The organism is Xylophilus rhododendri, assembly GCF_009906855.1.
In the GTDB taxonomy this organism is placed as follows: Bacteria; Pseudomonadota; Gammaproteobacteria; order Burkholderiales; family Burkholderiaceae_C; genus Xylophilus; species Xylophilus rhododendri.
Genome location: NZ_CP047650.1, coordinates 2,099,781 through 2,112,040, shown reverse-complemented (window position 1 = coordinate 2,112,040; position 12,260 = coordinate 2,099,781). Strand labels below are relative to the sequence as shown.

11 protein-coding genes are annotated in these 12,260 nt (G+C 68.7%); 7 read left to right on the top strand and 4 right to left on the bottom strand.

What is annotated here, in order from left to right; genetic code table 11:
* The first annotated feature begins 192 nt into the window (after positions 1 to 192).
* Positions 193 to 519: a YnfA family protein gene (locus tag GT347_RS09740; RefSeq protein WP_160551768.1), complete on the top strand. Its 327-nt coding sequence runs from the start codon at positions 193 to 195 to the stop codon at positions 517 to 519.
* A gap of 9 nt (positions 520 to 528) precedes the next feature.
* Here GT347_RS09740 and GT347_RS09735 read toward each other — a convergent pair whose 3' ends face one another.
* Complete coding sequence (locus tag GT347_RS09735; RefSeq protein WP_160551767.1) at positions 529 to 777, bottom strand: hypothetical protein; 249 nt, start codon at positions 775 to 777, stop codon at positions 529 to 531.
* Positions 778 to 823: 46 nt separating this feature from the next.
* Here GT347_RS09735 and GT347_RS09730 point away from each other — a divergent pair, with 46 nt between their 5' ends.
* Complete coding sequence (locus GT347_RS09730; RefSeq protein WP_160551766.1) at positions 824 to 1,498, top strand: DsbA family oxidoreductase; 675 nt, start codon at positions 824 to 826, stop codon at positions 1,496 to 1,498.
* Here GT347_RS09730 and GT347_RS09725 read toward each other — a convergent pair.
* Positions 1,495 to 2,394: a LysR family transcriptional regulator gene (locus GT347_RS09725; protein ID WP_160551765.1), complete on the bottom strand. Its 900-nt coding sequence runs from the start codon at positions 2,392 to 2,394 to the stop codon at positions 1,495 to 1,497. The two genes, GT347_RS09730 and GT347_RS09725, sit on opposite strands and share 4 nt — an antisense overlap.
* A 112-nt stretch (positions 2,395 to 2,506) precedes the next feature.
* On the opposite strand from GT347_RS09725, the gene GT347_RS09720 reads away from it, so the two are divergent.
* The 5 genes from GT347_RS09720 to GT347_RS09700 all read left to right on the top strand — a co-directional run bounded on the left by GT347_RS09720 (position 2,507) and on the right by GT347_RS09700 (position 10,574).
* A complete protein-coding gene (locus GT347_RS09720; RefSeq protein ID WP_160551764.1) occupies positions 2,507 to 3,706 on the top strand; it encodes an MFS transporter in 1,200 nt (399 codons plus the stop codon).
* The gene (gene dkgB, locus GT347_RS09715) at positions 3,703 to 4,518 is read left to right on the top strand and encodes a 2,5-didehydrogluconate reductase DkgB (protein ID WP_160551763.1); all 816 of its coding nucleotides are present in this window, start codon (positions 3,703 to 3,705) and stop codon (positions 4,516 to 4,518) included. The genes GT347_RS09720 and dkgB overlap by 4 nt, the downstream gene beginning before the upstream one ends.
* 186 nt (positions 4,519 to 4,704) lie before the next feature.
* Positions 4,705 to 5,958 (top strand): efflux RND transporter periplasmic adaptor subunit, encoded by a 1,254-nt coding sequence (locus tag GT347_RS09710; RefSeq protein WP_160551762.1) that lies wholly within the window; start codon positions 4,705 to 4,707, stop codon positions 5,956 to 5,958.
* 18 nt (positions 5,959 to 5,976) lie between these two features.
* On the top strand, positions 5,977 to 9,168 hold the full coding sequence (locus GT347_RS09705) for an efflux RND transporter permease subunit (protein WP_160551761.1): 3,192 nt from the start codon (positions 5,977 to 5,979) through the stop codon (positions 9,166 to 9,168).
* Entirely contained in the window at positions 9,165 to 10,574 is a 1,410-nt protein-coding gene (locus GT347_RS09700) for an efflux transporter outer membrane subunit (RefSeq protein ID WP_160551760.1), read from the top strand. The genes GT347_RS09705 and GT347_RS09700 overlap by 4 nt, the downstream gene beginning before the upstream one ends.
* 7 nt (positions 10,575 to 10,581) lie before the next feature.
* Here GT347_RS09700 and GT347_RS09695 read toward each other — a convergent pair whose 3' ends face one another.
* A complete protein-coding gene (locus tag GT347_RS09695; protein ID WP_160551759.1) occupies positions 10,582 to 10,893 on the bottom strand; it encodes a hypothetical protein in 312 nt (103 codons plus the stop codon).
* A 104-nt stretch (positions 10,894 to 10,997) separates the two neighbouring features.
* Entirely contained in the window at positions 10,998 to 12,179 is a 1,182-nt protein-coding gene (metK, locus tag GT347_RS09690; RefSeq protein ID WP_160551758.1) for a methionine adenosyltransferase, read from the bottom strand.
* Positions 12,180 to 12,260: the final 81 nt, after the last annotated feature.

The following is a 12,260-nucleotide window of genomic DNA, read 5'->3' as shown; positions in this document are numbered from 1 at the left end:
TATGCGCCTTCTTGCCTGGCGCTGCTTCAATGGAATGAATGGACTCGTGACCATCCGCAAGCGCATTGAATCAAGAAGTTCTGTTGGGCGTCAATTGCTTAAGTCGGGAATTCAGGCCCGCGAGGCGCTTTACCCCGTTTATCCGGCTTTCGTCCGGGCTGCCACGGCCGGCACCGTTGCAGAATCTCCGCGATGAAGACATTCCTGCTGTATGTGGCCACCGCGCTGGCGGAGATCGTGGGCTGCTACCTGCCCTGGCTGTGGCTCAAACAGGGTCGCAGCGCCTGGCTGCTGCTGCCGGCCGCGGCCAGCCTGGCGCTGTTCGCCTGGCTGCTGACGCTGCACGAGAGCGCCGCCGGCCGGGTGTATGCCGCCTACGGCGGTGTCTATATCGGCGTGGCGCTGGCCTGGTTGTGGCTGGTGGACCAGGTGCGGCCGACCTGGTGGGATGCCGCCGGTGTGGCGGTGGCGCTGTGCGGCATGGGGCTGATCGTCTTTCAGCCGCAGATCAGGCCCTGAGGCGGTTTTTCAGCTTTCGCGCCAGAGCTCGACCAGCAGGGTCTGGTAGACGCCGTCGAGCGCCGCCGAATATTCCGGGTCGTACTGCCAGTTCTGCGGCGTGCCTTCGGGCGGGTTCAGCGACAGGTTGGTGAGCGCGGTGGCCAGCGCTTCCTTCTGGTCGGGCGTCAGCAGGGGCAGGATGCAGTCGACCACGTTCTCCAGCGCCTCGGCGCGGCCGAAATAGTTTCCGATCAGGTTGGACGGTGCGGTGGACATGGGCGCAGACGCTCTCGGGGATTGGACTTGCCCTTATTCTGGGCCCATGGCCGATACCTCCACCCCCAACACACCCATCCGCATCGATTTCGTCTCCGACGTGGCCTGCCCCTGGTGCGCCGTCGGGCTCGGCGGACTGGAGCGCGCGCTCGAGCAGCTGCAGGGCAACGTGCCGGTGGAACTGCATTTCCAGCCCTTCGAACTCAATCCGCAGATGCCGCCCGAAGGCGAGGACGTCACCGAGCACATCGGCCGCAAGTACGGCAGCACGCCGGCCCAGCAGGAAGCCTCGCGCGCCGCCATCCGCGAGCGCGGCGCGGCGGTCGGCTTCGCCTTCAACCCGGCCGGGCGCGGCCGCATCTGGAACACCTTCGATGCGCACCGCCTGCTGTACTGGGCCGGCGAGCAGGGCCGCCAGCGCGAGTTGAAGCATGCGCTGCTCAAGGCCTATCACGGCGAGGCGCTCAACCCGGGTGACCCGGCCGTGCTGTTGGCCTGCGCCGTCGAGGCGGGGCTGGACGCGGACGGCGCCCGCACCGTCATCGAGAGCGACCGCTACACCGAGGAAGTGCGCGAGCGCGAGCAGTTCTACCAGCAGCACGGCATCACGGCCGTGCCCTCGGTGATCCTGGGCGAGCGCTACCTGATCCAGGGCGGCCAGCCGCCCGAGGCTTATGTCGAGGCGATCCGCCAGCTGGCCAGGGAACGCGCCTCGGCCTAACCGAAGGCGCCGTCGCCCAGGCGCTGCTGCAGGAAATCCAGGAAGCAGCCGATGCGCGAGGCCAGCTGGGTGTTGCGGTAGTAGACGGCGCTGATCGGCTGGCGCTGCTCCAGGGTCTCGCGCGGCAGCACCTGCACCAGCCGGCCGGCGGCGCGGTCGGCGGCGGTCATGAAATCCGACAGGCAGACGATGGCCGTGCCCTGCAGCGCCAGTTGGCGCAGGGTTTCGCCGCTGGAGGCCGAGATCTGCGGCGTGATCGGCCAGCCGTCGCCCGTGTCGCCGCGCAGCGGCCAGCGGTTGAGCGATTCCGTCTGGCTGAAGCCGCCCAGCATGTGCCCGGCCAGATCGGCCGCGCTGCGCGGCTTGCCGTGGGTCGCAAGGTAGGCCGGGCTGGCCAGCAGGCGCAGCCGGCTGGTCGCCAGGGTGCGGGCATGCAGGGTGGAGTCGCGCAGGGGGCCGATGCGGATCGCCACGTCGGTGCGCCGCTCCAGCAGGTCGATGTAGAGCTCGTCGGTATCGAGCTCCAGCGTGATCTGCGGATAGGCGGCGCGGAAATCCGGCACCAGCGGCACCACCGCATGCAGCATGAAGGGCGTGGCGGCATTCACCCGCAGCCGGCCGGCGGGCTGCTGGCGGCGCAGCGCCATCTGTTCTTCGGCATCCTCGATCGAGGCCAGGATGGCCCGGGCGCGCGCCAGGAACAGCGTGCCTTCCTCGGTCAGCTGCAGCCGGCGGGTGGTGCGGCTGAGCAGGGTGGTGTCGAGCTTCTTCTCCAGCCGGCCCAGGGCGCGGCTGATGCCGGAGACGGTCTGGCCCAGCTGCTCGGCCGCCGCGGTGATCGAGCCGCCGTCCACCACGGCGACAAAGGCCTGCAATTCGTCCAGACTGGTTTTCATGGGGAGAATTGTTGATTTTCCGGCAAGTATCTCCTGCGGCAGCACGGCTTTTTCGGCAAAAGAAGATCTTCCACACTGCGCAGCATTCCGATTCCTCGCAGGAGTGCTCCCCATGCCCATTGCCCTACTCGCGCTGACCCTCAGCGCCTTCGCCATCGGCACGACCGAGTTCGTGATCGTCGGCCTGATCCCCACCGTGGCGGCCGATCTCGGCGTCGGCCTGCCCTCGGCCGGGCTGCTGGTCAGCCTCTACGCCCTGGGCGTGGCCATCGGCGCGCCTGTGCTGACCGCGCTCACCGGCCGGCTGCCGCGCAAAAGCCTGCTGCTGGGCCTGATGGCGCTGTTCACCGTCGGCAACCTGCTGGCCTGGCAGGCGCCGGGCTACGGGTCGCTGGTGGCGGCGCGGGTGCTGACCGGGCTGGCGCACGGCGTGTTCTTCTCGATCGGTTCCACCATCGCCACCGGCCTGGTGCCGCGCGAGAAGGCGGCCAGCGCCATCGCCACCATGTTCACCGGCCTGACGGTGGCGCTGGTGACCGGCGTGCCGCTGGGCACCTTCATCGGCCAGCATTTCGGCTGGCGCGAGACCTTCCTGGCCGTCTCGGCGCTGGGGGTGCTCGCCTTCGTCGGCAGCGCGCTCTTCGTGCCCGGCAACATCCGCCACGCCGCGCCGGCCTCGCTGGGCCAGCAGGCCCGGGTGCTGGCCGAGCCGCGGCTGCTGCTGGTGTATGCCACGACCGCCATCGGCTACGGCGGATCCTTCATCCCCTTCACTTTTCTCGCGTCCATCCTGACCGACATCGCCGGCTTCAGCGCCGGTGCGGTGGGCTGGGTGATGCTGGTCTATGGCGTGTCGGTGGCGGCGGGCAATCTCTGGGGCGGCCGGCTGGCCGACCGGCTGGGGGCGATCGGCGCGCTGAAGATCATCTTCGCCCTGCTGGCTGCCGTGCTGGTGCTGCTGCAGTTCACCGCGCCGCATCCCTGGCTGGCGCTGGCCACGGTGCTGCTGTGGGGCGCGGTCGCTTTCGGCAATGTGCCCGGCCTGCAGGTGTATGTGGTGCGGCAGGCCGAGCGTTTCGCGCCCAAGGCGGTGGACGTGGCCTCGGGCCTGAACATCGCCGCCTTCAATCTCGGCATCGCCGGCGCCGCCTGGGCCGGTGGCGCCATCGTCAGCCACTTCGGGCTGATGCACACGCCCTGGATCGGCGCCCTGGTGGTGCTGGTATCCCTGGCCCTGACCCACTGGAGCGGCGCGCTGGACCGGCGCGACGCCCGGACCTCTTCCTTCAAGACCGCAGGACAAACAGCATGAACACTTCCGCCACCATCCCCCGTTTCGGCCTCGGCACCTTCCGCCTCAAGGGCCAAGCCGCCGTCGACTCCGTCTCCACCGGCCTGGCGCTGGGCTACCGCGCCATCGACACGGCGCAGATCTACGGCAACGAGGCCGAAGTCGGCCAGGCGATCGCGGACAGCGGTGTCGCGCGCGGCGAGATCTTCCTCACCACCAAGATCTGGACCGAGCACTATGCCGCCGGCAAGCTCATCCCCAGCCTGAAGGACAGCCTGCACAAGCTGCGCACCGAGCGCGTCGAGCTGACCCTGATCCACTGGCCCGCGCCGGGCAGCGGCATCCCCCTGGCCGAGACGCTGGGCGCGCTGGCCGAGGCGCAGGCGCAGGGGCTGACCGGGCTGATCGGCGTGTCCAACTTCAATATCGCGCTGATGCAGGAGGCCATCGCGAGCGTGGGCGCCGAACGCATCGCCACCAACCAGATCGAGCTGCATCCCTATCTGCAGAACCGCCAGGTGGCCGGGTTCGCGCGCGGCCAGGGCATCGCCATCACCTCCTACATGACGCTGGGCTACGGCAAGGTCCTGGGCGATCCGGTGATCCAGGCGATCGCCGCCGCGCATGGCGCCACGCCCGCGCAGGTGGCGCTGGCCTGGGCGATGCAGCTGGGCCATGCGGTGATTCCTTCGTCCACCCGGCGGGAGAACCTCCAGTCCAATCTGGCGGCGACCGGGCTGCGCCTATCGCAGTCTGATATGGAAGCCATAGCGAAACTGGAGCGCGGCGACCGCCTGGTCAGCCCGCCAGGCCTGGCGCCGGCCTGGGATTGAAAAGTCGCGGTAAAGCTGGCAGGCAATAAGTCGGTGATAAAGATGCCGCGCACAAAATTTCCAGTTGCTTGACCCGCGATGGCCCTATAGAAAGCCGTCGCGGCGCGAAAATTGCAACAAAATGCGCGCAATCTTCCGACGATGAATCCGGCGAACCTTCGCCCCGCCCCTCGCTCCAAACCGCCCATGACTGTTTCTCCCACGCTGCGCCGCGCAGCGCAACGGCTGCCAGCGCTCGGTGCGCTGACGGCTCTCGTCCTCCTGGTCGCCTGTTCCGAGAAGAAGCCGCCACCGCCGCCGGCAGGTCCTTCCGAGGTGGGAGTAGTCACCCTGAAGGCCGAACGCACGGTGTTCACCACCGAGCTGCCCGGCCGCACCAGCGCCTTCCTCAGCGCCGATATCCGCCCCCAGGTCGGCGGCATCGTGCAGCAGCGCCTGTTCACCGAGGGCGCGACGGTCAAGGCCGGCCAGGCGCTCTATCAGATCGATCCGTCCACCTACCAGGCGGCGCTCTCCAGCGCCCAGGCGGCGCTGGCGCGCAGCAAGGCCACGGCGATCGCGGCCGACGCGACGGCCGGGCGCAATGCCGAGCTGGTCAAGATCGACGCGGTCAGCAAGCAGGTCAACGACCAGAGCCAGGCCGCGCTGGCCCAGGCCAAGGCCGACGTGGCCACGGCCCAGGCCTCGGTGGACACGGCGCGCATCAACCTGGCCTTCACCCGGCTCACTTCGCCGATCACCGGGCGCATCGGCACCTCCACCGTCACGCCGGGCGCGCTGGTCACCGCCAACCAGACGATCGCGCTGACCACGGTGCAGCAGATGGATCCGCTCTATGTGGACGTCACCCAGTCCAGCGCCGAGGTGCTGCGCCTGAAACGCGACTTCGCCGCCGGCCGGCTCACCCGCAGCGGCGCCGACGCCGCCCGCATCAAGCTGCTGCTGGAAGACGGCAGCCCCTACGGCCGCGACGGCAAGCTGCAGTTCGCCGGCATCAGCGTGAACCAGACCACCGGCGCCGTGACCTTGCGCGCCACCATTCCCAACCCCGACGGCCTGCTGCTGCCCGGCATGTATGTGCGGGCGGTGGTGGAGGAGGGCGCCGACCAGGACGCCGTGCTCGCACCCCAGCAGGGCGTGGTGCGCGACGCCGTCGGCCGCGCCACCGCGCTGGTGATCGACAAGGACGACAAGGTGCAGCGCCGCGCCGTCACCCTCGGCCGTGCCGTGGGCAACCGCTGGCTGGTGCGCAACGGCCTGGCCGCCGGCGACCGCCTGGTGGTGGAAGGCTCGATGCGGATCAAGCCGGGCGACACGGTGAAGGTGGTCGAGGTCGATCCCTCCGCGCCTGCCCCCGCCCGTGCACCGGCCGCCGCTCCCGCCGCCGCAGGCTCCGCCGACGCCGCTGCCGGCGCCACGGCCGGCGCCGCCGCCCGCTGATCCCGGGGCCGACCACCCATGGCACGTTTCTTCATCGACCGGCCCATCTTCGCGTGGGTCATCGCCATCGTCATCATGCTGGCGGGCGCGATCTCCATCCGCACCCTGCCGCTGGAGCAGTACCCCAACATCGCGCCGCCCTCGATCTCGATCTCGGCCACCTACACCGGCGCCTCGGCCAAGACGGTGGAGGATTCGGTCACCCAGGTGATCGAGCAGCAGCTGAAGGGCCTGGACAACCTGATCTACATGGGGGCGACCAGCAGTTCCTCCGGCCAGGCGCGCCTCACGCTGACCTTCAACGCCGGCACCAACCCCGACGTGGCCCAGATGCAGGTGCAGAACAAGCTGCAGCAGGCCATGCCACGCCTGCCCACGGCGGTGCAGAGCCAGGGCGTGACGGTCACCAAGGCCGGCAACGACTTCCTGATGATCGTCTCGCTGTATTCGGAAGACCCGGCGATGAGCCGCACCGACATCGGCGACTACATCAACAGCAACCTGGTCGATCCGATCAGCCGGCTCGACGGCGTGGCCGAAGTGCAGGTGCTGGGCTCGGGCTATGCCATGCGCATGTGGCTGGATGCGGCCAAGCTGGAGAAATACGCGCTGATTCCCTCGGACGTCGTGACCGCGCTGAACGCGCAGAACGCCCAGGTCTCGGCCGGCCAGCTCGGCGGCCTGCCGGCGGTGGCCCAGCAGCAGATCAGCGCCACCGTCACCGCGCGCAGCAAGCTGCAGACGCCCGAGCAGTTCGAGAACGTGGTGCTGCGCGCCAACACCGACGGCTCGCTGGTGCTGATCAAGGACGTGGCCCGGGTGGAACTCGGCGCCGAGAGCCTGACCGTGCAGTCGCGCCTCGACGGCCGCGCCGCCGCCGGCATGGGCATCGTGCTGGCCAACGGCGCCAATGCGCTGAAGGTGGCCGACGCGGTCAATGCCAAGGTCAAGGAGCTGCAGCCCTACTTCCCCAACCAGATGAAGCCGCTGGTCGGCTACGACACCACGCCCTTCGTGAACGCCTCGATCCACGAGGTGGTCAAGGCGCTGATCGAAGCCATGATCCTGGTCGTGCTGATCATGTATCTGTTCCTGCAGAACTTCCGCGCCACGCTGATCCCCACGATCGCCGTGCCGGTGGTGCTGCTGGGCACCTTCGGCGTGCTGTCGGTGCTGGGCTATTCGATCAACACACTCACCATGTTCGGCATGGTGCTGGCCATCGGCCTGCTGGTGGACGACGCCATCGTGGTGGTGGAGAACGTCGAGCGGGTGATGACCGAGGAGAACCTGTCTCCCAAGGAGGCCACCCGCAAGTCCATGGACGAGATCACGCCGGCGCTGATCGGCATCGCCATGGTGCTGTCGGCGGTGTTCATCCCGATGGCCTTCTTCGGCGGCTCGACCGGCATCATCTACCGGCAGTTCTCGATCACCATCGTCGCGGCCATGGCGCTGTCGGTGCTGGTGGCGCTGACGCTGACCCCGGCCCTGTGCGCCACCATGCTCAAGCACCACGAGCACGACGAGCACGGCCACAAGAAGGTGCGGCGCGGGCCGCTGGGCTGGCTGGACCGCTTCTTCCTGCTGTTCAATCGCGGCTTCGACCGCACCGCGGCCGCCACCGAGGGCGGAGTGCGCCAGGTGGTCAAGCGCGGCAAGCGCAGCATGGTGCTGTATCTGGTGATCGCCGGCGTGATGGCCTTCATGTTCGTGCGCCTGCCCACCTCCTTCCTGCCGGTGGAGGACCAGGGCACGCTGCAGGCCGACATCCGCCTGCCGGCCGGCGCCACCGACGCACGCACCCAGCAGGTGATGCGCCAGTTCGAGGACATCATGCGCAAGCAGCCGGAGGTGGTGAACATCAACACCAGCACCGGCCAGAACGGCGACCAGGCCTCGGGCCGGGCCTTCATCAAGTTGAAGCCCTGGGAAGAGCGCCTGGGCGCGGAGCACACCTCGGCGGCCATCGTGAAGCGTGCCAATGCCGAGCTGGCCAAGATCCGCGACGCCCGTGTGCTGCTGCTGCTGCCGCCGGCGGTGCGCGGGCTGGGGGCCTCGTCGGGCTTCGACTTCTTCATCCAGGACACGGCCTCGCTGGGCCACGACACGCTGGTGAAGTCCACCGCGAAGTTCCTGGAACTGGCGCGCAAGGACCCGGAGCTGACCGGCGTGCGCAACAACAACCTGGACGACACCGCCCAGTTCGCCATCGACATCGACGACCGGCGCGCCGGCGCGCTGGGGCTGGCCACGGCCGACATCAACTCCACCCTGTCGGCGGCGCTGGGCGGCACCTACGTCAACGACTTCCTGGACCGCGGCCGCGTCAAGAAGGTCTATGTGCAGGGCGACGCCCCTTACCGCATGCTGCCCACCGACGTGAACAAGTGGACGGTGCGCAACGCCACCGGCCAGATGGTGCCCTTCTCGTCCTTCTCCAGCCAGCGCTGGACCTTCGGCTCGCCCCAGCTGCAGCGCTACAACGGCGTGCCCGCCTATGAAATCCTGGGCAGCGCGGTGCAGGGCGTGAGCTCGGGCACAGCCATGCTCAAGGTGGCCGACATCATGAAGCAGATGCCGCAGGGCATCGGCTACGCGCTGACCGGCGCTTCCTTCGAGGAGGCCCGCTCGGGCGCGCAGGCGCCGCTGCTCTATGCCGTATCGATCCTGTTCGTGTTCCTCTGCCTGGCGGCCCTGTACGAGAGCTGGTCGGTGCCCTTCTCGGTGATCCTGGTGGTGCCGCTGGGCATCATCGGCGCGCTGGCCTTCACGGGGCTGCGCGGGCTGTCGAACGACGTGTACTTCCAGGTGGGGCTGCTGACGACGGTGGGCCTGTCCTGCAAGAACGCCATCCTGATCGTGGAATTCGCGGTGCAGCTGCAGGAGCAGGGGCGCTCGCTGGTGGAGGCCATCCTGGAGGCGGTGCGCCTGCGGCTGCGCCCCATCCTGATGACCTCGCTGGCCTTCGGCTTCGGTGTGCTGCCGCTGGTGGTGGGCACCGGCGCGGGTGCGGCGGGCCGCCAGGCCATCGGCACGGCGGTGTTCGGCGGCATGGTCTCGGCCACGGTGCTGGGCATCTTCTTCGTGCCGGTGTTCTTCGTGCTGATCCGCGGCCTGTTCCAGTCGGGCAAGAAGGACGAGGCGGCGCCGCCGGATCCGCACACGCCCCATGCGCCGCATGCTCCGGCAGCGGAGGTGGCGGCATGAAGACGCGTCTCCTGACCCTCGCCGCGGCCCTGGTGCTGGCCGGCTGCGGCAACCTGGCGCCGGACTACCAGCGCCCCGCCGCGCCCATCCCCGAAGGCTGGAAGGCCGGCTCGCAGCCGGTGGCCGAGGCCGTGCCCACCGCCGCGCCAGCGCTGGCCTGGCGAACCTTCATCACCGACGAGCGCCTGCGCCAGGTGGTGGCCCAGGCTCTGGACAGCAATCGCGACCTGAAGGTGGCGGCGCTCAACATCGACCGCGCGCGCGCCCAGTACAACATCCAGCGCGCCAACCTGCTGCCCACCATCAACGCCACCGGGACGGCCAGCCGCACCCGCACACCGGCCGACCTGACCACCAACAACCGGGCGACCACCCTCAACCAGTTCGGCGCCAGCGTCGGCCTGGCGAGCTACGAACTCGATTTCTTCGGGCGGGTGCGCAATCTCAACGACGCGGCGTTGGAGGCCTACCTTTCGCTGGACGAGACCCGGCGCAGCGTGCAGATCAGCCTGATCTCGGACACGGTCAATGCCTGGCTGACCCTGGCGGCCGACCAGCGCCGCCTGCGCCTGGCGCAGGAAACCCTGCGCAGCCAGCAGGCCTCCTACGACCTCACCGTGAAGGCGCGCGACATCGGCAACGAGTCCGGCCTGACGCTGGCCCAGGCCCGCACCACGGTGGACAGCGCCCGCTCGGACGTGGCCGCCTACAGCCGCGCCGTGGCGCAGGACCGCAACCTGCTCACGCTGCTGGTGGGCTCGGCCGTGTCCGACACGCTGCTGCCGTCCATCGACGAGGGCCTGAAGCCGGTGACCGCGCTGGTCAACGTGCCGGACGGCCTGCCGTCCGATCTGCTGCAGGGCCGTCCGGACGTGCTCGCGGCCGAACACACGCTGCAGTCCGCCAACGCCAACATCGGCGCCGCCCGCGCCGCCTTCTTTCCGCGCATCACGCTGACCGCCTCGGGCGGCACCGGCACACGCGACCTGTCGAATCTCTTCGACTCGGGCAACGGCGCCTGGAGCTTCGCACCGCAGATCGTGCTGCCCATCTTCAGCGGCGGCGCGCTGCGGGCCAGCCTGGATGTGGCGCGCATCACCCGTGACATCAACGTGGCGCAATACGACAAGGCGGTGCAGACGGCCTTCCGCGAAGTGTCGGACGCCCTGGACGCCCGCGCCACGCTGGGCGAGCAGCTCGATGCCCAGCGCTCGCTGCGCGATGCCTCGGCCCAGGCCTACCGCCTGTCGCAGGAGCGCTACCGCACGGGCGTGGACAGTTATCTCGACACGCTGGTCACCCAGCGCTCGCTGTATGCCGCGGGGCAGACGCTGATCACGCTGGAGCTGGCCGAGCAATCCAACCGCCTGGCCCTGTACAAGACCATGGGCGGCGGCTGGCAATAAGCGGCTTTTAGAAGTTGCGCTCGCGCGGATTGTTGCTGCGCGAGAGCTCTTCGACGGGCTTGTCGAGTTTGCCGCTGTCGCCACCCCTGGCATGGGTGGTGCCGCCGCGCCGCTCGTTGCGGCCGGTGCCGGAATAGACCTCGTCGTCGTCGAAATTCATGGCGACCTGGTCGCCGGTGGAGCCGCCTTCGGCATGGCCGCCGGGGAGCTGGCCGCTGTCGGACGGGCCGATGCGGTCGGGCGCCGCATCGCGCGTGGCCTCGGCAGCGGGATCGACGGGGGTGGTCCTGGCCTTGGCGCGGTCTGGTTTTTCGTTCATGGCGATGCTCCTGTGGAATGGGTACAGGAGTCACCATGCGTCCGGCCCCGCCGGACAGGTGTCGGACAAGGCCGGCGATGTAAGCCGGCCTGTCCTAGACGGCCTTAGCGGCCGACCGCTGCCTTCAGCAAGGCAGCCTTATCGGTCTTTTCCCAGGTGAACTCCGGCTCTTCACGACCGAAGTGGCCGTACGCAGCCGTCTTCTGGTAGATCGGGCGCAGCAGGTCCAGCATCTGGATGATGCCCTTGGGACGCAGGTCGAAATGCTCCTGCACCAGCGCGGCGATCTGCTCGTCGGGGATCACGCCCGTGCCTTCGGTGTAGACCGTGATGTTCATCGGCTTGGCCACGCCGATGGCGTAGGCCACCTGGATCTGGCACTGGCGCGCCAGGCCGGCGGCCACGATGTTCTTGGCCACGTAGCGGGCGGCGTAGGCGGCCGAGCGGTCGACCTTGCTCGGGTCCTTGCCGCTGAAGGCGCCGCCGCCGTGCGGGCAGGCGCCGCCGTAGGTGTCGACGATGATCTTGCGGCCGGTCAGGCCGCAGTCGCCCTGCGGGCCGCCGATGACGAAACGGCCGGTGGGGTTGATCAGGTACTTGGTGTCCTGCAGCCACTCCTTGGGCAGCACCGGCTTGATGATCTCCTCGATCACCGCCTCGATGAAGCTGGCCTTCATCTTCTTGGGCGACTCGCTCTGGTCCGGGCTGTGCTGGGTGGACAGCACCACGGTGTCGATGCTGTGCGGCTTGCCATCCACATAGCGCATCGTGACCTGGCTCTTGGCGTCGGGACGCAGGAAGGGCAGGCGGCCGTCCTTGCGCAACTGCGCCTGGCGCTCCACCAGGCGGTGGGCGTAATAGATCGGCGCGGGCATCAGCTCGGGCGTCTCGTCGCAGGCGTAGCCGAACATCAGGCCCTGGTCGCCGGCGCCGGTGTTGAGGTGGTCGTCGGAGGCGTGGTCCACGCCCTGGGCGATGTCGTTCGACTGCTTGTCGTACGCCACCATCACGGCGCAGCCCTTGTAGTCGATGCCGTAGTCGGTGTTGTCGTAGCCGATGCGCTTGATGGTGTCGCGCGCCACCTGGATGTAGTCGACGTGGGCGTTGGTGGTGATCTCGCCGGCCAGCACGACCAGGCCGGTGTTGGTCAGGGTCTCGGCGGCGACGCGGCTGAGCGGGTCCTGCTCGAAGATGGCATCGAGGATGGCATCGGAGATCTGGTCGGCGACCTTGTCGGGGTGGCCTTCGGAGACGGATTCGGAAGTGAAGAGAAAGTCGTTCGCCATGTGATTGAATAAACTCCGGGTTGAAAGACATTGGGCGTTGCCCGGTCCTCTCGGAGCTCTGGCGAACGCTTTAGCAGTTGT

Bases quoted from the DNA above. Each gene is read 5' to 3' on its own strand.
- GT347_RS09740 (WP_160551768.1), top strand. From the start codon at position 193: ATGAAGACATTCCTGCTGTATGTGGCCACCGCGCTGGCGGAGATCGTG.
- GT347_RS09735 (WP_160551767.1), bottom strand. From the start codon at position 777: ATGTCCACCGCACCGTCCAACCTGATCGGAAACTATTTCGGCCGCGCC.
- GT347_RS09730 (WP_160551766.1), top strand. From the start codon at position 824: ATGGCCGATACCTCCACCCCCAACACACCCATCCGCATCGATTTCGTC.
- GT347_RS09725 (WP_160551765.1), bottom strand. From the start codon at position 2,394: ATGAAAACCAGTCTGGACGAATTGCAGGCCTTTGTCGCCGTGGTGGAC.
- GT347_RS09720 (WP_160551764.1), top strand. From the start codon at position 2,507: ATGCCCATTGCCCTACTCGCGCTGACCCTCAGCGCCTTCGCCATCGGC.
- dkgB (WP_160551763.1), top strand. From the start codon at position 3,703: ATGAACACTTCCGCCACCATCCCCCGTTTCGGCCTCGGCACCTTCCGC.
- GT347_RS09710 (WP_160551762.1), top strand. From the start codon at position 4,705: ATGACTGTTTCTCCCACGCTGCGCCGCGCAGCGCAACGGCTGCCAGCG.
- GT347_RS09705 (WP_160551761.1), top strand. From the start codon at position 5,977: ATGGCACGTTTCTTCATCGACCGGCCCATCTTCGCGTGGGTCATCGCC.
- GT347_RS09700 (WP_160551760.1), top strand. From the start codon at position 9,165: ATGAAGACGCGTCTCCTGACCCTCGCCGCGGCCCTGGTGCTGGCCGGC.
- GT347_RS09695 (WP_160551759.1), bottom strand. From the start codon at position 10,893: ATGAACGAAAAACCAGACCGCGCCAAGGCCAGGACCACCCCCGTCGAT.
- metK (WP_160551758.1), bottom strand. From the start codon at position 12,179: ATGGCGAACGACTTTCTCTTCACTTCCGAATCCGTCTCCGAAGGCCAC.